19 protein-coding genes are annotated in these 20,079 nt (G+C 78.3%); 11 read left to right on the forward strand and 8 right to left on the reverse strand.

All coding sequences use genetic code 11. The annotated features are described in order from the left end of the window. Nucleotides 1-66: 66 nt before the first annotated feature. The 3 genes from ADEH_RS02500 to ADEH_RS02510 form a co-directional block, all read right to left on the reverse strand. The gene (locus tag ADEH_RS02500) at nucleotides 67-4,368 is read right to left on the reverse strand and encodes a DUF3857 domain-containing protein (protein ID WP_011419545.1); all 4,302 of its coding nucleotides are present in this window, start codon (nucleotides 4,366-4,368) and stop codon (nucleotides 67-69) included. Nucleotides 4,369-4,465: 97 nt separating this feature from the next. Beyond that, nucleotides 4,466-5,164, reverse strand: coding sequence for an MgtC/SapB family protein (locus ADEH_RS02505; protein ID WP_011419546.1), 699 nt, complete (start codon nucleotides 5,162-5,164; stop codon nucleotides 4,466-4,468). Nucleotides 5,165-5,245: 81 nt separating this feature from the next. Continuing rightward, the gene (locus ADEH_RS02510) at nucleotides 5,246-5,809 is read right to left on the reverse strand and encodes a TMEM165/GDT1 family protein (RefSeq protein ID WP_041453281.1); all 564 of its coding nucleotides are present in this window, start codon (nucleotides 5,807-5,809) and stop codon (nucleotides 5,246-5,248) included. Between the two features lie 112 nt (nucleotides 5,810-5,921). On the opposite strand from ADEH_RS02510, the gene ADEH_RS02515 reads away from it, so the two are divergent. From ADEH_RS02515 to ADEH_RS02530, 4 genes are all read left to right on the forward strand, one after another. Next, complete coding sequence (locus ADEH_RS02515) at nucleotides 5,922-7,439, forward strand: DUF3943 domain-containing protein (RefSeq protein WP_232287413.1); 1,518 nt, start codon at nucleotides 5,922-5,924, stop codon at nucleotides 7,437-7,439. A gap of 179 nt (nucleotides 7,440-7,618) precedes the next feature. After that, nucleotides 7,619-8,455: a YwiC-like family protein gene (locus tag ADEH_RS02520; RefSeq protein ID WP_011419549.1), complete on the forward strand. Its 837-nt coding sequence runs from the start codon at nucleotides 7,619-7,621 to the stop codon at nucleotides 8,453-8,455. A 40-nt stretch (nucleotides 8,456-8,495) separates the two neighbouring features. Continuing rightward, entirely contained in the window at nucleotides 8,496-9,260 is a 765-nt protein-coding gene (locus ADEH_RS02525) for a thermonuclease family protein (protein ID WP_011419550.1), read from the forward strand. A gap of 169 nt (nucleotides 9,261-9,429) precedes the next feature. Beyond that, nucleotides 9,430-9,864 carry a bacteriohemerythrin gene (locus ADEH_RS02530; RefSeq protein ID WP_011419551.1) on the forward strand — a complete coding sequence of 145 codons (435 nt, stop codon included), beginning with the start codon at nucleotides 9,430-9,432 and terminating at the stop codon, nucleotides 9,862-9,864. Between the two features lie 17 nt (nucleotides 9,865-9,881). On the opposite strand, the gene ADEH_RS02535 is transcribed toward ADEH_RS02530, so the two are convergent. From ADEH_RS02535 to nikR, 5 genes are all read right to left on the reverse strand, one after another. After that, nucleotides 9,882-10,670 (reverse strand): energy-coupling factor ABC transporter ATP-binding protein, encoded by a 789-nt coding sequence (locus ADEH_RS02535; protein ID WP_011419552.1) that lies wholly within the window; start codon nucleotides 10,668-10,670, stop codon nucleotides 9,882-9,884. Between the two features lie 2 nt (nucleotides 10,671-10,672). Further along, complete coding sequence (locus tag ADEH_RS02540) at nucleotides 10,673-11,239, reverse strand: hypothetical protein (protein ID WP_011419553.1); 567 nt, start codon at nucleotides 11,237-11,239, stop codon at nucleotides 10,673-10,675. Continuing rightward, nucleotides 11,226-11,858: an energy-coupling factor ABC transporter permease gene (locus tag ADEH_RS02545; RefSeq protein ID WP_011419554.1), complete on the reverse strand. Its 633-nt coding sequence runs from the start codon at nucleotides 11,856-11,858 to the stop codon at nucleotides 11,226-11,228. Before ADEH_RS02545 ends, ADEH_RS02540 begins: the two co-directional genes overlap by 14 nt. Nucleotides 11,859-11,893: 35 nt before the next feature. Next, a complete protein-coding gene (locus ADEH_RS02550) occupies nucleotides 11,894-12,334 on the reverse strand; it encodes a hypothetical protein (RefSeq protein WP_011419555.1) in 441 nt (146 codons plus the stop codon). 124 nt (nucleotides 12,335-12,458) lie between these two features. Beyond that, nucleotides 12,459-12,878 carry a nickel-responsive transcriptional regulator NikR gene (gene nikR, locus ADEH_RS02555; RefSeq protein ID WP_011419556.1) on the reverse strand — a complete coding sequence of 140 codons (420 nt, stop codon included), beginning with the start codon at nucleotides 12,876-12,878 and terminating at the stop codon, nucleotides 12,459-12,461. A gap of 107 nt (nucleotides 12,879-12,985) precedes the next feature. On the opposite strand from nikR, the gene ADEH_RS02560 reads away from it, so the two are divergent. From ADEH_RS02560 to ADEH_RS02590, 7 genes are all read left to right on the forward strand, one after another. Beyond that, complete coding sequence (locus ADEH_RS02560; protein ID WP_011419557.1) at nucleotides 12,986-13,843, forward strand: PfkB family carbohydrate kinase; 858 nt, start codon at nucleotides 12,986-12,988, stop codon at nucleotides 13,841-13,843. Further along, a complete protein-coding gene (locus ADEH_RS02565; protein ID WP_011419558.1) occupies nucleotides 13,840-14,448 on the forward strand; it encodes an alpha/beta hydrolase family protein in 609 nt (202 codons plus the stop codon). The genes ADEH_RS02560 and ADEH_RS02565 overlap by 4 nt, the downstream gene beginning before the upstream one ends. Nucleotides 14,449-14,596: 148 nt before the next feature. Further along, nucleotides 14,597-15,322, forward strand: coding sequence for a hypothetical protein (locus ADEH_RS02570; RefSeq protein WP_041453282.1), 726 nt, complete (start codon nucleotides 14,597-14,599; stop codon nucleotides 15,320-15,322). 11 nt (nucleotides 15,323-15,333) lie between these two features. Then, nucleotides 15,334-15,942, forward strand: a complete 609-nt coding sequence (locus ADEH_RS02575; protein ID WP_041453283.1) for a hypothetical protein — start codon at nucleotides 15,334-15,336, stop codon at nucleotides 15,940-15,942. After that, nucleotides 15,939-17,342 (forward strand): hypothetical protein, encoded by a 1,404-nt coding sequence (locus tag ADEH_RS02580; protein ID WP_011419561.1) that lies wholly within the window; start codon nucleotides 15,939-15,941, stop codon nucleotides 17,340-17,342. The genes ADEH_RS02575 and ADEH_RS02580 overlap by 4 nt, the downstream gene beginning before the upstream one ends. Further along, on the forward strand, nucleotides 17,342-18,586 hold the full coding sequence (locus tag ADEH_RS02585) for a sensor histidine kinase (RefSeq protein WP_011419562.1): 1,245 nt from the start codon (nucleotides 17,342-17,344) through the stop codon (nucleotides 18,584-18,586). Before ADEH_RS02580 ends, ADEH_RS02585 begins: the two co-directional genes overlap by 1 nt. A 9-nt stretch (nucleotides 18,587-18,595) precedes the next feature. Next, nucleotides 18,596-19,927: a sigma-54-dependent transcriptional regulator gene (locus ADEH_RS02590; protein WP_011419563.1), complete on the forward strand. Its 1,332-nt coding sequence runs from the start codon at nucleotides 18,596-18,598 to the stop codon at nucleotides 19,925-19,927. Nucleotides 19,928-20,079 lie beyond the last annotated feature (152 nt).

Here is a 20,079-nt window from a genome sequence, read left to right on the forward strand (position 1 = left end):
GTCCGTGGTTGCCGCGCGACGATGCGCCCCCGCCGTGACGGGTTCACGGACCGTGCGGCGGGCCGCCTACGCGGGCCGCGCGCCGGCGGCGGGCGCCTTCGGCGCCGGGGGCGCGGGCTTCCTCCGCGCCGGCGCCTTCTTCCCGGGCTGGCCGCCCTCGGGCCTCGCGGGCGCGGCCGGCGTCGCCGGCGGTGCCGCGGCCGGCGCGGGCGCCGCCGCGGGCAGGGGTCGGGCGGGGGGCACCGCGGGCGCGTCGCCCGGCGCGGGCTTCGCGCCGCCGGGCGAGGCCGGGGCGGGCGCCGGGCCCAGCAGCGCCAGCCGGCGCTGCGCGAGCGTGTGCGGCGCGGTGGGATCGAGCGGATCCGGCGCCACCCGCGCGTAGGCGGCGCGCGCCGCCTCGGGCACGCCCCAGGCCTCGGCGATGCGGCCGAAGACGAACCAGTCCGCCGGCTCGAGCGCGTCGCCGCTCACGTCCAGCGAGCGCAGGAACACCTCGCGGGCCTCCGCGGGCTGGCCGCTCGCGGCGTAGATGGCCGCGAGCGTGTTGAGCGAGGGGTGGTTCTGGCCGCGCTCGCCCTCCACCGCGCGGCGCGCCCAGTCCAGCGCGTCCTTGCCGGGCGTGGCGCGGAACAGCTCGAGCCAGGCGGCGTTGTTGAGCACGAGCGGGCTCGCCTTGCCGCCGTCGATGAGCCGCCGGAACGCCTTCGCCGCCTCGTCCACGTTGCCGGCCCCGAGCCGCAGGTTCCCGAGCAGCCCGAGCACCTCGGGATCGTCGGGCAGGCGCTGCAGCACGCCGGCGGCGAGCGCCTCCAGCTCGGCGGGGCGCTTCAGGTCGGCGAGCGCCACCGCCCCGAGCGCGAACGCCTCGCGCGAGGCCGGGTCGTCCTGGAGCAGCTCGCGCGCGACGCGGAGCTGGTCCTCGCGCTTGCCCGCGGCGCGGTACGCCTGCGCCAGCGCGAACCCGAGCGCCCGGCGCTCGGCGGGATCGGTCGCCCGCGCGCGCGCCTCCGAGAGGGTGGGGATGGACCGGCCGGCCTCGTCGGCCCAGGCCAGCACCGCCGCGGCCGCGCGCCGCACCTCGGGCGCGCCGGCCTCGGCGCCCGGGCGCCACAGCCGCGCCAGCACGCCGGCCGGGGTGGACGGGTCCGACTCCGCCCCCGGGAGCGTCTCGCGCGCCCAGTCGAGCCAGCGGCGGGCGCCGGCGAGGTCGCCCGCGCCGGCCAGCCGGAGGGCCTCGGCGCCGAGGATGGGCCAGGCCGTGTCGGTGGCGAGCACCTTCGGCTCCTTGCCCTCGCGCACCACGAACACGGCCGAGCGGCCGTCACCCGGGGTGAACGGGAACTGGACCCGGACCCGGACCGCGGCGCGGGGATCGCCGTCCTCCAGCATCTCCACCCGCGAGAGCACCAGGTCGAGCAGCACGTCCGGCGGGATCCCCTGCTCGTGCAGGGTGCGGCGCGCGCCGGCGATCGGCCCGCCCAGGCCCTGGTCGGCGATCCGCACCAGCTCCGGCCCGAGCCGGTCGCGGGCCACCATGCCCGGCAGCTCGCGCGCCGGCGCCGGCGAGCGGATCGCCGCCACGAACAGGCGCTTCACCAGCCGCGCCGCCTCGGTGCCCTGGGGCGCGAGCGTCTCCCACGGCTTCAGCCCCTGGAACAGGTCGGCCTGCTGGCGGATCTCGGCCGCGTTGGGCGCGCCCTGCGCCGCCGCGCTCGCGAGCGCCGCGGCGGCCGCGTAGCTGCGGCGCCCCACCATCAGGCGGGCGGCGTCGCGGAGCGCGTCGCGACGCCCGTCGCCCATGCCGCGCGACTCCTCCTCGGCCGCCGGCGCGCCCCGCTGCATCGCCACCGCGGCGAGCAGGAGCCCGTCGCGCTCGCGCCCGCGCGGCATGTCGCGCGCGAGCTTCTCGGCGCCGGCGTCGCGGCCGGCGTCGAACAGCGTGCGCAGGTAGGGGCCGTCGAAGGCCTGCTCGTGGAGGTCGGCGCGGATGGCCTCGAACTCCTCGACGGCCTCGCCGATGGTCGCGGCGGGCGCGCCGTTCGCCTCCCGCGCGAGCAGCTCGGCGAGCGCGGCCCGGCCGCCGGCGTGGTCCGGGTCGAGGTCCTTCGCCTTCCGGTACGCGGCGAGCGCGCCGGCGCGGTCGTGCCCCGGCCCCTGGTAGCGGCCCACCGCGTCGTGCTGCAGGATCCACCCCAGGATGCGGTGCGCCCAGGCGCTGTCCGGCTCGAGGGCGATGGCCTGCCGGACCTCGGTCGCGGCCTGCTCGGAGAACCCGAGCCGGACCAGCGCGGCCGCGAGCTGGACGTGGTGGAGCGCCTCCTTGGGATGGAGCGCCGCGAGCCGGCGCATCTCCCCGAGCGCCTCCGGCACCTTGCCGGCCGCGAGGAGGGCGGCGGCGGTCCGGTCGAGCGCGACGACGGGCGAGCTGCCGCGCACCACCTCGCGCGCGCGCTTGCCGAGCGCGGCCGCGTCCGCGGCGGAGAGGCGGCGGCCGCCGGTGTCGAACCGGAAGGTGGCCGTCACGGTGCCGTCCGGCGCGCGCGCGTACGTCTGCGCGTAGGTGGCCGGGCCGAAGCGCTCGGTGGTGCTCGCCGGCAGCGGGCGCGGCTCGAAGCCGTCCGGCACGTGGATCCGGTAGGTCACCTCCCACTGGTACGGCACGACCAGGAGCAGGTCGGCGGTGCGCTTCGCCGGCGGCGCCGCGCCGTGGCCCTCGGGATCGCCGGTGAGGAAGCCCGGCAGCGCGTCGAACACCTGGTCGGGCGTGACCGGCAGCTCCGCCTCGTCGTCGGCGGTGCGGACCGCGTCGGTCTCCTTCGCGTCCACCACCAGGCGCAGCGGCGCCGAGGGATCGTCCAGCCCCTCGGTGCTGGCGGAGAGGACCTCCGCGGCGCGGAGCACCTCCTTCGCGTAGTGCTCGGCCACCTCGTCGCGCCGCTCCGGCGGGATCCGCTCGCGGAACGCGCGCTCGGTCGCGGCGAGCGCGCCCACCAGCTCGCGCGTCTCGCGGATCCGCCCGCGCCCGCTCTCGGCCATGAACAGCTCGCGCACGATGCGCACCCGGTTGTCGGCCGCGCCGCGCTCCGGGGTGCGGACCAGCTCGCGCCCGCCGGGCGTCACCAGCGCCAGCCGCCCCTCCACCGCGGGCGGCAGCACGCCGGGCGGCGTGTACGGGTCGGTCGCGTCCACCCAGATGGCCGGCGAGCCCTCCACCCGCACCACCACGTGGTCGAACTGCGAGATGCCCGGCAGCTCCGGGTTCACCTCGTGCCAGTCGGTGCGCACCAGCGCCAGGCGCGCGTCGTGGCCGGCCGCGCGCAGCATGCCCGCGACGAGCAGCGACAGGTCCTTGCAGTCGCCGTAGCGCCGCTTCAGCACCTCGTCCGGCGCGGCCGGCACCAGCGCCGCCTCGCCCAGCTCGAGCCCGGTGTAGCGCACGTTGCGGTGGACCCAGGCCACCACGCGGCGCACCGCCTCGGCGCGGTCCGGCGCCTGGCCCTCGCCGAGCGCCTCCCGCGCGGCCGCGGCGAGGCCGCTGCCCGCGAGCTGGCGCTCCCACGACGCCGCGTAGCGCGCGGAGACGTCCGCCCAGGAGCGCCCCCAGCCGAAGGCCAGGTAGGGCGCGGGCGGCGTGTCGCGGGGCGCGCCCGGCTCCACCGCGGTCCAGCCCGGCACGTCGCGGCGGTCGATCACCAGGCGGCGCTCGCCGCGCTCCTTCGTCTCCTTCGGCGCGGCGTCGGTCCCGCGCACCACCCAGCGCAGCGGGAGCTCGGCGGGCGCGGCCACCTCCACGCGGATGCGCCGCGCCGGCAGCGCCTGCGCCAGGAAGAAGCGCGCGCTCGTGCCGCCGTCGAAGCTGGGCGCGGTGTCGCGGACGACGATCAGCTCCTCGACCAGCGAGCCGACGCGCACCGCCGGCAGCGGGCCGGCCACCACCCGCCGGTCGGAGTACATGAGGTCGGCGCGGTCGGCGACGCCCTGCTCGGTGAGCGTGGCCGGGTCGAGCTCGTGCACCTCGCCCTGGGCGGTGATCACGCGCGCCCGCAGCTCCGGGCGCGCCTGCTGCCAGGGCGCGTAGGACCGCTCCACCCGCGACCAGCTCCGGGCCGCCTCGGCGGTCAGGAGCCGGAAGACCAGGCGGTGCTCGAGCGTGAGCGCGCCGCGCGCGTCGTAGCGGAACCGGCCCTCCTCCAGCAGCACGTCCACCCCGGCGGCCCGGGGCGGCGCGAGCGCCTGCGCGGCGGCGAGCATCGCCTTCGGGTCGGCGGAGAACGGCGCGCCCTCCCACGGCGCGCCGGCGGCGCCGGCGCGAGCGGCGAGGAGGGACAGGCTCGCGGCGGCGAGCGCGGGGAGGAGACGGAGGGTCATGTGGGACGCACCGGAGCTGGGGATCCCTCATTGTGGAGGAGAGCCGCCCCGCGCGCCAGCGTGGGCCGCGGCAGGGCGCCTCGAGGGATGGGCGCCGTCAGTCGCCGGCGGGCGAGAGCACGAACTCGCGCACCACCGGCAGGTCCTGGAGCGTCGCCGCCAGCCGGGAGAAGTTGCGCGCGTCGGAGGTGCGGACGGTCATCCGGTACTCCACGCAGCGCCCCTCGTCGGTGAGCCGCCACGACATCGAGCTCAGCTTGCAGCCGTGGCGCGCGAGCAGCGCCCGCACCGCCTCCTCGCCGAGCGCCTCGCCGCGGTCGAACCGCAGGCGGTGCGCGGCGTACTGGTGGGCCGGCAGCCGCGCCTCGATCAGCCGGAACCCGGAGAGCACGCCCAGCGTCAGCACGGTCGCGGCGAGCGCGGGGAAGTACATGCCGCTGCCCACCATCACGCCGATGGCGGAGGTGATCCAGATGGACGCGGCCGTGGTGAGGCCGCGGACGGTGATCCCCTCCTTGAAGATCACGCCCGCGCCGAGGAAGCCGATGCCGGTCATGATCCCCTGCGCCATGCGCGTGGGGTCGAGCCGCACCGTCTCGGCGGAGGGGAACCACCGCTGCTGGTAGAGCGTCAGCAGCATGAGCAGGCTCGAGGCGAGGCACACGAGCGCGTGCGTCCGGAACCCCGCCGGGCGCCCGTGGTACGAGCGCTCGATGCCGATCGCGCCGCCCACCACCAGGGCGACGCACAGGTGGCCCAGGATGCGGAGGTTCTCGGCGTCGAACGCGGGCGTCACGCCCGAAGGTTCGCCCCTCGGGCGGCCGGGCGCAAGCTCGCGGCCCGCCCGCCTCGCGGCCGGGGCCGTCCCGGGCGCCGCTCAGCCGAAGATCGCCGCCCAGGCCGAGATGAGCCCGAACAGGAAGAACAGGCCGGCCGCCGCCCAGCGGATGCGCGCCGAGGAGACGCGCGCGGCGAGCTTCTCGCCCAGGAACACCGCCAGCCCGTCGGCCGCGAGCATCCCGAGCGTCGTGCCCGCGGTGACCCGGATCACGTCGCCGTAGCGGGCGGCGAGCGCCACGGTGGCGAGCTGCGTCTTGTCCCCCATCTCGGCGAGGAAGAACAGGACGGTGGTGGTGAGGAACGCGCCGAAGCGCTCCGGCCCCTTCGACGCCTCGAGCGAGTCCGGGCGCAGCGTCCACAGGCCGAACATCAGGAACGTGAGCGCGAGCACGCCGGCCAGCATGCGCGCCGGCACGTTCGCCGAGATCCAGGCGCCGAGCGACGACGCGAGGCCGTGGTTCGCGAGCGTCGCCACCAGGATGCCGGCCATGATGGGCCAGGGCTTCCGGAAGCGCGTGGCGAGCGAGAACGCGAGGAGCTGGGTCTTGTCGCCCATCTCGCTCGCGGCGACGAGCAGGAACGATCCGAGGATGGATTCCATGGTGGGCCCGCGGGCGGGGAGCGCACGGATACCGGACCGGCGCGGGAGGGTCAAAGCCTATCGCCGGCCGCTGGCGCCGCGCGCGCGGGGATGCTAGATGCGGGGCTCCGCCGTGCCCGCACGCCGTGTCCTGATCGCCGCCTGCCTGGCGCTCGCCTGGCCGCAGCCCGACGCCGCTGCGGAGCGCGGGCCGGCTCCGCCCGCCGCCGGGGGCCAGGCCGCGACCGCGGCGCCGGTGCCCGCGCTGGCCGACGCGCCCGCCGCGACGGCGGCGACGCTCCCGGCCTCGGTGCTGCCGCCCCGCCCGCCACCCTCGCTCTCGCCGCGCCCGCTCCCGCCTGGCGCGAACGTGTTCATCCCCGCGGCGGAGTCGGCGGCGGTCACGCTGGTGATGATGGGCTGGAACCGCTGGGTCGGCGAGGCGCCCTGGGCCGACATCTCCGGCGAGTCCATCGGCCGCAACCTCCGCAGCCCCTGGGTGCTCGACGACGACCAGTTCTGGATCAACCAGTTCGGCCACCCGTACCAGGGCATGTGGTCGATGACCGCGGCGCGCAGCGCCGGCCTCGGCTTCTGGCGCTCCACGCCGTACACCTTCGCCTCCAGCCTGGTGTGGGAGATCGCCGGCGAGACCGAGCCGCCCTCGATCAACGACCAGATCACGACGCCCATCGGCGGCATCGTGCTCGGCGAGGTGCTGTTCCGCCTCGCGGGCATCCTGCGCGGCGACGGCCGCAACCCGTGGCGCGAGCTCGGGGCCGGGCTGCTCTCGCCGATGGACGCGCTCAACCACGGGCTGCTCCACGACGGCCACGACGAGCTGGACGAGCCGCGCGCGTGGACGCTCTCGGCCGGGCCGGTGGCCGCGCGCCTGGCGTGGGACGCGGCGGGACCGTCGCCGGGCTGGGAGACCTCGCCCGAGGTGGCGTTCCGGATGGTGCACGGGCTCGCGTGGCACCCGGCGTTCCGCTTCGAGCGGCCGTTCGACCACTTCGAGCTGCAGGCGGCCTACGCCGGCCGCTCCAACCCCGACGCGACCCTGATCCTGCGCGGCCTGCTGGCGGGGGCGACCTACGGCGACGCGGGCGGCTGGCGCGGCGTCTACGGGCTGTACGGGAGCTTCGACCTGGACACGCCGGGCGTGTTCCGCGTGTCCACCAGCGCGCTCGGCCTCGGCACCTCCGGCGGCCGCCTCCTCGCGCACGACCTGCTGGTCGAGGGCACCGCGATCGTCTCCGGGATCCTCATGGGCGGCGGCGGGCAGGTGGCGCGCGACGCCGAGGGGAAGGGGCGCGACTACCGCCTCGGCCCGGGCGGCCAGTCGGTGCTGGAGCTGCAGCTCACCGCCGCGGAGCGCGCCGCGGTGCGCCTGGGCCTGCGCCAGTACCTGCTCTTCGGCGCCGGGACCATCGGCGGCGACGAGCTCATCGGCGCCGGGGACGCCGCGCTGGTGGTGCGCATCGCCGGCGAGCACGGGGTGGGCATCGAGGGCACGCTCCACACCCGCACGCTCTGGCCCGAGGTCGGGGGCCGCGAGGCGTTCACCGGGCGCAGCGTGCGCGTGTTCTGGGAGATGAACGGCTTCCACGCCCCCGCCACCCCGCTCGACCCGGCGCTGCTCGGCCCGTGACCCGGGGCGCCTGGGAGGATCCCGCGGCCGCCGCGACCGTCGGGAATCCGTGAGGGCCGCACCGACGGGCGGGTGCGCGGTGCCGGAGCACCGGGAAACCGGCCGATCACCGGAGGGTTGCGGCTGGCAGCCCCCTTGCTACATGGACCGGTGAACCCCACCTCTGCGGAGTAACCGCCGTGCCGAGCCAGCCCATCATTGCCCAGGCCCGCCAGGGTCCCCAGGCCCCCGCCGCCGCGCCGGCGAAGCGCCGCTCGATGCTGCCGCACGAGCACGGCGCCTGGGGCCAGCTCGCCATGCCGCTCCTCACCGCGCTCGCCATCGCCCGGCCCGGCGCCGCCGCCTGGCTGCTCACCGCCGCGGTGGTGCTCGCGTTCGTGGCGCACGAGCCGCTGCTGGTCGTGCTCGGGCAGCGCGGCCGCCGCGCCGTCGCCGAGGACGGGGCGCGCGCCCGCCGCTGGCTCGCCGCGCTGGGCGGGCTGGCCGCCGCCACCGGGATCGCCGGCATCGCGCTCGCGCCGCCCGTGGCGCGCCTCGCGCTGCTGCTCCCGGCCGCGCTCGCGGCGCTGGTGGGCGTGCTGGTGTGGCGCCGGCTCGAGAAGACCGTCGCCGGCGAGATCACCGTGGCCGCCGCCCTCGCCTCCGCCGGCTACGCGGTGGCGCTCGCCGCCGGCGCCGAGCACCCCGCCGCGCTCGCCGCGCTGCTCGCCTGGATCCTCGCGTTCGGGGCCGCCACGCTCGCGGTGCAGGTGATCCTCGTCCGCGTCCGCTCGAAGGGCGCCGCCGATCCGGGCCGCCGCCACGCGGTGCTGGCGGGCCTGCTCGCGGTCGCGGCCGTGGCGCTCAGCGCCGCGGGCCTGCCCGGCGCGCTCGCGCTCGCCACGCTCCCCACCGCGCTCTTCTCCATCGTGGTGTGCCTGGTGCGCGTCTCGCCGAAGCGGCTGCGCGAGCTGGGCTGGGCGCTGGTGGGCTCGTCCGCGGTGACGCTCGTCATCCTGGTGGTCGGGCTCCGTTGATCGGCGCGCGCGTGTCCGCCCGCCGTGCGATCCTGGCGGCGTGATCCCGCCGCGCCCGCCGCTCCTCGCGCTCTGCTGCCTCGCCCTGGCGCTCGCCGCGCCCTCCGACGCGCGCGCCCGTCGCGGCCGGTCCGCCCGCGCCGCCGCCGAGGGGCGGGTGGTGCTCGACGGCGAGGCCGCCGCGGTGCGCTGGACCGACGGCGACACCTTCCGGCTCCTCTCCGGCCCTCGCGCCGGCCAGCGCGCGCGCCTCGCCGGCGTGAACACGCTCGAGACCTACGGCCCGGTGCACCGCTGGGGCGGCTGGCGGCCGGAGGCGCTGCTCGCGGTGGCGCGCGCCGCCGGCCCACGCGCCGCGGCCGGGAGCTGGGACTGCCGCAGCGTGCGCGGGCGCGGCGGGCGCGACCGCTACGGCCGGCTGCTGGTGGAGTGCCCCGAGCTGTCGCGCGCGCTGGTGCGCGAGGGGCTCGCGACCGTGTTCGCGATGGACGGGCCCGCCGAGCCCGCGCTGCTCGCGGCGCAGCGCGAGGCGCAGCGCGCCGGCGCCGGCATGTGGGCCGAGGGCGTGCCGGACGTGATCGTCTCGAGCGCGCACTCGGCGGGCGAGGCCGGGCTGGGGCGGCGCGGCGCATACGACCGGCTGGTGGACGCGCACACCGGCGCGGCCACGGCGCGGCCGCACGCGCGGACGTACCGGGCCTGCGAGGAGGTGTGCGCGGGGGAGGGCCGCGGGCGCTCGTGCCTCGTCTACGTCCCGTACGAGCGCCGCTTCCGCGATCGCCCGCCCTGCCTCGTCCGCCGGTGAACTCCCGCTGGCTTCGCCCTGCCGGACACCGTGGCGCACCCATCACCCACCGTGTAGCCGCCCAGCCCTCGGATCGCTCCTTCGGGCCTACCCGGATAGGCCTTGCCTCGGCCGGGTACGGATGGAAGGACTGTGGCGAGGCGCCCGACCGGGCGCCGGGAGCCCGGACATGATCGAAGCGCACGCCTGGAACGAGAAGCTCGACCTCGGCCACGAGGCGATGGACCACGAGCACCACCTGCAGATCGCGCTCGTGACCGCGCTCACCGAGGCCATCGAGCAGGCGCGCCCCTGGATGGCCCGGCAGCTCTCGGCCCAGCTCCTCTCGTACAGCGGCGTCCACTTCGGCAGCGAGGAGATGCTCATGCAGGCGAGCGCGTTCGACGGGCTCGCCGATCACGCCTCGGAGCACCGCACGCTGCTCGAGGCCATGCGCGAGATCCAGGCGGCGCTGGAGCGCGGTGAGGACGACCTCGCGCTCGCGTTCGCCGTCGAGCTCCGCGCCGGCCTGGCCGGCCACATGGCGGGCTCCGACCGCCGCCTCGCCGATCACGTCCGCCCCGCGCATCCGGCGGGCGCCGTGGTCATCCCGATCCGCTCGTAGCGCGCGGGCGCGGCCCGCTACTCCGTGTCGTGCACGTGGAAGTGCGCGTGCACCTCGGCCCCGTGCGCGTGCACGTGCCGGTGCGCGAGCCCGCTCTCCACCAGGGCCCGCTCGTCGCGGACCAGCGCGCCGGTCGGCCCGTCGTGCAGCACGCCGGGGCGATCCGGCCCGAGCAGCACCGCCCGCGTGCCCAGCTCCTCCGCCAGCGTGAGGTGGTGCGTGGAGGTGACGACGGTCGTCCCCTCCAGCCCGGCCAGGAAGTCCACCAGCCGCCCGGCGCTGGCGGGATCGAGGCCGGCGGTGGGCTCGTCGAGCAAGAGCACCTTCGGCCCGACGGCCATGAGCGCCGCCATCGCCACCCGCTTCTTCTCGCCGCCGGAGAGCTCGAACGGCGGCCGCTCCTGCAGCGCCGTGAGGCCGAACGCGCCGGCCCAGCGCGCCACGCGCGCCTCGACCTCGGCCTCGGGGACGCCGAGCTGCCGCGGGCCGAACGCGATCTCGTCGGCGACCGACGGGTTGAACAGCATCGCGTCCACGTTCTGGAACAGGAGCCCCACCTCGCCGCGGAACGCGCGCCGGAACGCCGCCCCGGCGAGCGCCGCCGGCTCGAGCGGGCGTCCGCGCCAGCGCACCGCGCCCTCCTGCGGGAACGCGAGCCCGTCCATGAGCTTGAGGAGCGTGGTCTTCCCGCAGCCGTTCACGCCCAGCAGCACCACCCGCTCGCCCGCGGCCACCGAGAACCGGACGTCGCGCAGCACCGGCCGGCCGCGCAGCTCCATCCGCCGGACGTCCACCTCGAATTCCACGGCTAGAACCCCCGGGAGCGCATGGCGTCGGACACCTCGCGCGCGTTCCGCACGGCCAGCACCAGCAGCGCGGCGGTGATGCCGCTCGCGTTCCGCACCACGTCGAGCGGCCCGGGCCGGCGCGGCAGGCGGCTGCGCAGGCCGTCGGCGGACTCGGTGGCGAGCAGGCGGAGCGCGTGGATCTGCGCGAGCGCGACGACCACCAGCCGCGTGGCCGCCGGCCAGGGCGCGAGCGCGCGGAGCAGGTTCACGCGGGCGAGCACCGAGAACGCCAGGAACGCGAGCAGCAGCGTCCGGGCGGCGAGCGCCAGGAACGGCTGGAGCGGCGGCGCGGCCGGCGCGCCGAGGCGGAGGAAGGCCCAGGACAGCGCGGACATCGCGAGCGTGACCGGCAGCACCAGGCGGGCCACCCGCGCCAGCGCGCGCGCCATGCCGCGCCGGAACGCGACCGCGGCCGCCAGCGCCGCGAGGCCGAGCGCGCGCAGGTCGGTCACCGCCGAGAGCGCGAACGCGGCCGCGAGCCAGCCGGCCAGCAGGAGCCGCTCGCGGCGCGGGTCAGGCGACGCCACGGAGATCCGCCTTCCGCAGGAGCGCCAGCGCGAGCACGGTGTAGAGCCCCTCCACCAGGCCGGTCACCGCCAGGCTGGGCACGAGCAGCGCCGTCGCGGACACCGCGAACGGCACCGGGAAGTACTCCGGCGCGATCCGGTGCTGGAGCCCGAGCACGAGCGCCACCGCCCCGGCCGCCACCTGCATCGAGATCCAGGCGCCCAGGAACGCCGCGGCGCGCTGGGCGCGGCGGCGCAGCAGCCGGTGCACGGCCCAGCCGGCGAGCGGGCCGAGGAGGCCCATGGCGAGCGCGTTCACCGCGAGCACCGTGACGCCGCCCGCCCCGAAGAACAGCGCCTGGAGCAGCAGCACCAGCGACTCGCACAGGAACGCGAGCAGCGGGCCGTGGAGGAGCGCGAGCAGCGTCACGCCCACGAGGTGCGTGGACGTGCCGCCCGGCACCGGGATGGCGATGGTCTGCACCACGAACGCGAGCGCGGTGAGCGCGCCCACCACCGGCAGCGCGTCGGCGGCGTCGCGCCCGAGGTGGCGCCGCGCGGCGAGCGCCCAGAGCGGCGCCGCGGCCGCGTAGGCCGGCAGGGTGATGGCGGGCGAGAGGAAGCCGTCCGGGACGTGCATCGGCTAGCCCCCGCGGCCGCGGCCGCCGCGCCGGGTCACGGGCGGGCGCCCCTGCGGCGCTGGTAGACGAACAGCGCCGCGAAGATCGCGGCGATCACCGCCGCCCCGACGAGCGGCCGGAGCGCGAAGCCGGCGCCGGCGGGCGGCGGGCCGGCGGGGACGGCCTGCGCGCCCGCGACCTGTACCGTGGTGTCGAGCCCGTGCCCGCCCGGGTCCACCACCTTCACGCGCCAGGCGCCGGGCGCGTCGGGCACGAACGCGATCCAGCCGGCGCGATCGGTGCGCCCGCTCTGCCAGGGGGTGCGCGCGTCGGACGGAGACCAGAGCTCGTAGGCGCGGTCCGCGAGCGGCTCGCCGTCGGACTCGTACACCCGCAGCCCTGCGGCGTGCCCGGGCACGAGCTCGTGCAGGACCTCGTGGCCGCGGGCGGCGGCGGGGACGAGCAGCAGCGGGAGGAGGGCGAGGACGGCGCGCATCGGACGGGCTCCTGTCAGGCGTGCGCCTCGCCGGCGCGAAGCGCCGGCGCGTAGCACGATTCCGAGGAGCGTGATACTGGAGTCCCGCCGCGGGGTCAACCGGACGGGTTGACGCAACCGCCGCTCAGCGCAGGTCGTGCCCGGCGGTGGCGGGCACGAGCTTGCCGTACTTCACGCCCTTGGTCGCGACCAGGCTCTCGCCCATCGCGACCACGTCCTTGCCGCGCCCGCGCAGCACCAGCACCTCGAGGCAGTTGTGCGCGTCCATGTGGACGTGCAGCGCCGAGACCACCGCGCGGTGGTTCTCGTGCTGGATGTGGGCGAGCTTCTGCGCCAGGCTGGAGGAGTCGTGGTCGTAGACCAGCGTCACCACGGCCACGCGCTCCTCGCGACCGGACGACTCGGTGAACGCGCGCTGCACCAGCGCGTCGCGGATGAGGTCGCGGACCGCCTCCGAGCGGTTGACGTAGCCCTTCTCGGCGATGAGCTTGTCGAACTGCTCGAGCAGCCCGTCCTCGAGCGAGATCCCGATGCGCTCCAGCATGTGGCCTCCGCCTCCGTGCGCGCCGACGCTACCGGAGGGCGGCCCGGCCCACAACTGCGCCGCGCCGGGGCGGGCCGCGGGCGCGGCGCCGTGTTACGTCCCAGGCCATGACGCCGCCCGCCCGTCCCCCGCTCCGGCTCGCCGTGGTCGGCCACGTCGAGCACGTCACCATCGGCCGCGTGCCGGCGCTGCCGCGCGCCGGCGAGATCGCGCACCTCCAGGCGCCGCGGTGGTTCCCCGGCGGCGGGGGCGGGGTGGCGTTCTGGCAGCTCGCCCGCTCGCCGGCCGAGGTCCTGCTGTTCACCGCGCTCGGCGGCGACGAGGCCGGCGCGCAGGTGGAGCGGGCGCTCGCCGCGAGCGGACCGCGGGTGCGCGTGCACGCCGCTCGCCGGGCCGGGCCGCACACCCGCGACCTCGTCCTGCTCACCCCGGACGGCGAGCGCACCATCGTGGTGGTCGGCGAGCCGCTCCACCCGCGCGCGGACGACGCGCTGCCCTGGGGCGCGCTGGCCGGCTGCGACGCCGCGTACTTCACCGCGCAGGACCCCGCCGCGCTCCGCGCCGCCCGCGCGGCGCGCCTGCTCGTGGTGACCGCCCGCCGGCGCGAGGCGCTGGCCCGGTCGGGCGTCGCCGCCGACGTGGTGGTGGGGAGCCGCCTCGACGCGCGCGAGGTGAGCGCGCGCGCCGACTACCCGGTGCCGCCCGGCGCGCTGGTGCTGACCGAGGGCGCCGCTGGCGGGACGATCGAGACAGCCGCCGGGGTGGAGCGCTTCCCGGCGCCGCCCTCGCCCGACGGGATCGGCGGCGCGTACGGCGCGGGCGACAGCTTCGCCGGCGCGCTCGTGTACCTCCTCGCGGCCGGGCTGCCGCTCCGCGACGCCTGCGCGGCGGCGGGCCGCCACGGGGCGGCGGTGCTGCGCGCGGTGGACCCGCGCGACGGCCAGCTTCCGCTGGAGGCGCCGTGAGCCGCGCGCGCCGCGCCCGCCCGCGGGTGCTGCTCGCGCCGGGCGCCGGCGCGGCCTCCACGTCGGCGTGGATGGAGCGCTGGGCCGGGCACCTCTCGGCGATCGGCGAGGTGGGCCGCTTCGACTACCCGTACCGGCTCGCCGGGCGCCGCTCCCCGGACCGCCTGCCGGTGCTGCTCGAGGCGCACCGCGCCGCGCTCCGGGCCCTGCGCGGCCGCTCGCGGCAGCCGGTGGTGCTGGCGGGGAAGTCGATGGGCTCGCGCGTCGGGTGCCACCTGGCGCTGGAGGAGGACGTCGCGGCGCTGGTGTGCCTCGGGTACCCGCTGCGCGGCGCCTCGGGCGCGCTCCGCGACGAGGTGCTGCTCGCGCTGCGCACGCCCGTCCTGTTCGTGCAGGGGACGCGCGATCCGCTGTGCCCGCTCGACGCGCTCGAGGCCGTGCGCCGCCGCATGCGCGCGCCGAGCGCGCTCCACGTGGTGGAGGACGGGAACCACTCGCTCGAGGCCGGGGTGCGCGCGCTCGCGGCGCGCGGCACCACGCAGGCCGAGGTCGAGGCCCGCGCGCTGGAGGCGGTGCGCGCGTTTCTCGCCGGGCACCTCCGCTGAACGGGCGCTGTACCGGCCCGTACGCGCGGGCGTACCATCCGGTACACCCGGCGGCGCTCCGGGCGGCGCAAGTCCGCGAGATCCGGTGCGGCACGCGGGTTGCTCTGGCATCGGGTCGAGCCGCATGTCGCGGCGCAGAGAGGACACCATGAAGCGATGGATCATCGGAGCCGCAGCGGCGCTGCTCGCCTCCGGCGCCGCCCGCGCGCAGACCACCCCGACCACCGACCCGGTCCAGCAGCAGGACCGCGACCGCCTCCACGACGGCAGCGGCGCCGGGGACCAGGTCCGCCAGCACGACCGCCTCCACGACGGCAGCGGGATCGGGGACCAGGTCCGCGAGATGGCGAAGGACCCGGCGCACCGGGCCGACCCCACCGCCATGGGCGACCAGGTCCGCCAGATGGCGCAGGACCGCGACCGGCTGAACGATCGCACCGGCACCGGCACCGGCGACCAGACCCACGCGCGGATGCACGACCAGGTCCGCGCCGAGATGCACGAGGCGATGATGCAGCACGCGCCCACCGGCGCCGGCCACCCCGAGCTGCCCGGCCAGGCGATGCAGGGCATGGCCCAGCGCAGCGCGGCCGAGGCGCGCGAGGCGCAGGCGACCCGCGCGGCCGAGCGGCACGCGCTCCGCCACCAGGCCGGCCAGGCCGCGACGCAGCGGCCGGAGGGCCCGCAGGGCCAGCACGGCGCCGGACACGGCGCGGGCATGAACGGCGCGGGCGAGTGCGGCGAGGCCGCCGGCGCGCATCACCTGATGGAGATGCACGGCGGCACCATGGGCGGCCACGGCGGGACCGGCGGCATGGACGGCGGCTCCGGCACCGGCGGCGGCATGGGCGGCGGCTCCGGCGGGATGCACTGAGCGGTGCGGCCGTGAGCACGCACGCCCTGATCCTCCTCGGACTCGCGCTCGCGGCCGGCGCGGACGCCGGCGAGCACCTGCTCGCCGGCGCACGCCATTTCCGCGAGGGCCGGTACACCGAGGCGCTGGTGGAGTTCCGGGTCGCCGAGCGGATGGGCGATCCGGACGCGCGGCCTTACGCCGGCGCGACCCTGGTGAAGCTGGGCCGCCCCGAGGAGGCGCTCGAGGCCTTCGGCACCGGCGCCGCCGCGGGCGGCGACGCGCTCATCGCCTACTACCGCGCGCTGGCCTGCTACGACGCGCGCCTGTACCTCTGCGCCGACGCGCAGCTCGCGGGCGTCGGCGGGCGCTCCGGGCCGCGGGTGGCCGGGGAGGCGGCGCGGCTCCGCGCCGAGATCGCCCGGGCGCTGCGCGGGGAGCCCTCCACCGCGGCGGTGGACTTCTACCTGGCGCGCTGCGAGGCGCTGGGCCGGGAGCGCCGCCCCGCGGCGGCGGCCGCGTTCTGCCGCGAGGCGGAGGGGCTCGCCGGCCGGCGCCGCGACGGCTACCGCCGCGACGAGGCCCGGAAGCTGCTCGCCGGGCTGACCGCCCGCGCCGACGCGGCGGAGGCGCGCCCGTGATCGCCGCCCTGCTGCTCGCCGCGGCCGCCGCGGCCACCTCGCCCTGCGCGCCGGTCTCCCCGGCCGGCGCGGCCGATCCCTCCGCCGCGGCCGAGTACCGGGCCGTCGCGGAGGCGGCGCTCCGGTCCGGCGACCGCGACACGGCCGCCGCCGCGTTCCGCGCCGCCGCCGAGCGGGATCCTGCCGACGCGCGCTCGCGCGCCGAGTTGACGAAGCTGTGCGCGGCCGGGCCGGCCGCCGCGGATCCGTTCGAGGAGGGGCTGCGGCTCCTCGACGCCGGCGAGACCCGCCGGGCCGCCGAGGCGTTCGCGGCCGCGCGCGCCGCCGGCGCCGGCGAGTCCGCCGCGCTGCTGGAGGGCATCTGCCGCTACGACCTCGGCGAGGACGACGCGGCGCGGCCGCTGCTCCGCGAGGCGGAGCGGGTGCCGGCGCACCGCGAGCTGGCGCGGCTCTACCTGGGCCTGGTGGCGCTCCGCGCCGGGGAGGGCTCGCAGGCGGCGTCGCTGTTCGAGGCCGCCACCGCGAACCCGGCGCTGGCCCGCATGGCGACCGACCTCTCGCGGCTCGCCAGCCGCGACGGCCGGCTGGTGCTCTCGGCCTGGGCCGAGAGCGGCTGGGACTCCAACGTGACGCTCGCGCCGCCGGGCTCGGCGGGCAGCGGCGACGCCGACGGGATCTGGGCGGTGGGCGCGGCGGGGCTGTGGCGGCCGCGCGGCGCGGTGGGGCCGTACCTGCGCGCCGGCGGCGCAGCGAACGAGCAGTTCCAGCTCGGCGGCTACGACCTGGCGGCGCTCGACGGCGCGGCCGGCTGGCAGGCCCGCGCCGGCGCGGTGTCGCTCCTCGCGGAGTACGCGTACGGCTACCGCACGCTCGCGGGCGATCCCTACCTCTCCGCGCACCGGCTGCTCGCCTCCGCGGGCGTGCCGCTGGGGCGGGCGGTGCTGTCCGCGACCGCGTTCGTCCGGCTCGAGTCGTACTCGGGCGCGTACGACCCGTTCTCGGGCGTGCTCGCCCGCGGCGAGGCGAAGCTGGCGTTCCCGGTGGGCCTGGCCTGGCTCGGCCTCGCCTACGGGGCGGGCCGCGACGCGGCCGACGTCGGCTACCTGTCCTGGGTGGAGCACGGCCCCCGCGCCGAGCTGCGCCTGCCGCTCGGCGCGCGCGCGCGCCTCGCCGCCGAGGCGGGCGTGTCCTTCCGCGCCTACGACGCGCAGGATCCGGTGCTGCTCGACACGCGCCGCGACACCTACCTCGACGCCGCGCTGCTCGGCGAGCTGGACCTGGGCCGCCGCCTCACCGCGCGCCTCGGCCTGCAGGCCCGCCGCGCGCTGTCCAGCATCCCGTCGCTCGAGTACGACAAGCTGGTGCCGACCGTCGGGCTGCAGTGGACGGCGGGGTACTGATGGCCCGCGCGCTCGCGCCGCTGCTCGCCGGCCTGCTGGGCCTGGCCGGCGCGCTCGGCGCGACGCTCGCGCTCCACCGCGCCGCCTCCGCCGCGCTGGACCGCGTGCTGGAGGAGCGGCTCGCCGGCGCGGGCGCCACCGCCGCCGAGCTGCTCGGGCGCGCCGGCGCCGATCCGGCCGCGCTGCGCGCGGTCATGGCGGCGAACGGCCTGGAGGGCGCCTACGTGGTGGATCGCGACCTCCGCGTGCTGGCCGACGCCACCGGCGCGGCCGGCGGGCGGGCCGACCTGCTCCGGGTGGACCCGGCGCGGGTGGCGCGCGCGCTCCGGGGCGAGCCGTCGGTCGCGTTCGCCTACGCGGTCGGGAACCTCCCGGTGGCCACCGGCTACTTCCCGGTGCGCGGGCCGGACGGCGCGCCGGCCGCCGCGCTGGCGCTCGAGGCCGGGCAGGGCTTCGCCGCCGCGCGCGCCGGGCTGCGCCGGGCGCTGTGGCTCGGGGTGGCGCTCTCGGCGCTCGCCGCCGTGGCGCTGGCGCTGGCCGCGGCCGGCTTCGCGCGGGCGGAGCGCCGCTCGGCGGCGGCGGCGGCGCGGGCCGCGCGCGGCGAGGCGCTCGCGACCATGGCCGCCATGGTGGCGCACGAGATCCGCAACCCGCTCGGCGTCATCCGCGGCGCGGCCGAGCTGGTGCGGGCCCGCTCCGGCGCCGCGCTCGCCCCGCGCGACGTGGAGGCGCTGGGGGACGTGCTCGGCGAGGTGGAGCGGCTGCGGCGGCTCACCGACGACTTCCTGGACCTGGCGCGCGATCCCGCCATCGCGGCCGAGCCGGCCGACCTCGCCGAGCTCGCCGCCGAGGCGGCGCGCGCGCTGGGCCGCGCCCACCCGGCGGTCGAGGTGGCGCTCTCGGTGCCGCCGCTCCGGGTGCGCGCCGACGCGGCGCGCGTGCGCCAGGTGCTCGCGAACCTGCTCGAGAACGCGGCGCTGGCCGGGGCGCGCCGGGTGGCGGTCACCGCCGGCCCCGCCGGACCCATGGCGCGGGTCGAGGTGCGCGACGACGGGCCGGGGGTGGACGCGGACCTGCGCGCGCGCCTGTTCGAGCCGTTCGCGAGCGGGCGGGCCCGCGGCGCCGGCCTGGGGCTGGCCATCTCCCGGCGCATCGCCGAGCGGCACGGCGGCGCGCTCGAGCTCGCCGACCCGGGCCCACCCGGCGCGGCCTTCGCGCTCACCCTGCCGCTCGAGCCCGGATAGGATCGCCGCATGTCCCGCGTGCTGGTGGTGGACGACGAGCCCAAGCTCGGCCGCTTCGTGCAGGAGATGCTGGAGCTGGACGGGCACGAGGTGGTGCGCGCCGGCGGCGGGGCCGAGGCGCTGGCGCGGCTCGGCGAGGGCGCCTTCGACGTGGTTGTGACCGACCTGCGCATGCCGCAGGTGGACGGGCTGGCGGTGCTCCGCGCGGCCCGCGCGCGCACGCCGCCGCCCGAGGTGGTGATGATGACCGCGCACGGCTCGGCCGAGAGCGCGGTCGAGGCCATGAAGGCGGGCGCGGCCGACTACGTGACGAAGCCGTTCCCGATGGACGAGCTGCGGCTCCGGGTGCGCCGCCTCGCCGAGCAGCGCGCCGCCGCGGCCCGGAGCGCCGGCCTGGTGGCGCGGCTCGCCCCGGACCTGGTGGCGGAGAGCGCGGGCATGCGCGCGGCGGTGGCGGCGGCCGAGCAGGTGGCGGCCACCGACGCGACCGTGCTGCTGCTGGGCGAGAGCGGCACCGGGAAGAGCCAGCTCGCGCGGCTCGTCCACTGGCGGAGCCGGCGCGCCGCCGGGCCGCTGGTCGAGGTGCACTGCGCGGCGCTGCCCGACACGCTGCTCGAGGGCGAGCTGTTCGGCCACGAGCGCGGCGCGTTCACCGGCGCCGCGCAGCGCCGCCCCGGCCACCTCGCCGCCGCCGACGGCGGGACGCTGTTCCTCGACGAGATCGGCGAGATCCCCCCCTCCACCCAGGTGAAGCTGCTCCGCTTCCTGCAGGACCGCAGCTTCGTGCCGCTCGGCGCGACCGCGCCCCGCACGGTGGACGCGCGGGTGGTGGCCGCGACGAACCGCGACCTGGCCGCGGCGGTCGGCGAGGGCGCGTTCCGCGAGGACCTCTACTACCGCCTGGACGTGTTCGCGATCCGCGTGCCGCCGCTGCGCGAGCGCCGCGAGGACGTGCTGCCCATCGCCGAGCGCCACCTGGCCGGCCACGGCGTGCCGCCGGAGCGGCTCGGCCCGGCGGCCCGCGCGAGGCTGCTGGAGCGTCCGTGGCCCGGCAACGTCCGCGAGCTGGAGAACGCGCTCGAGCGCGCGCTCATCCTGGCGGGCGAGGGCGAGATCCGCGCCGAGCACGTCGCCCCCGGCGCGGCGCCGCGGGCCGGCGGGCGCGCCGCCGAGCTGCTGGTGGAGGGCTTCGGCCTCGACGCGTTCGAGCGCGAGGTGATCGAGGCGGCGCTGGAGCGCGCCGGCGGGAACAAGACGCGCGCCGCGAGGCTGCTCGGGGTGACCCGGCGCCGGCTGTACTCGCTGCTCGCGAGCCACGGGCTCGCGGTGGAGGGCGAGTAGGGCCCTTCGACTGCGCCCCGCTCATCCCGACCCTTCGACTCCGCCCCGCTCATCCCGACCCTTCGACTCCGCCCCGCTCATCCCGAGCGTAGCGCCGCGCCAGCGGCGCGGAGTCGAGGGACGCTCAGGGTGAGCGGGCGCGCCAGCGGCGC

This window comes from Anaeromyxobacter dehalogenans 2CP-C, from assembly GCF_000013385.1.
Taxonomy (GTDB): domain Bacteria; phylum Myxococcota; class Myxococcia; order Myxococcales; family Anaeromyxobacteraceae; genus Anaeromyxobacter; species Anaeromyxobacter dehalogenans_B.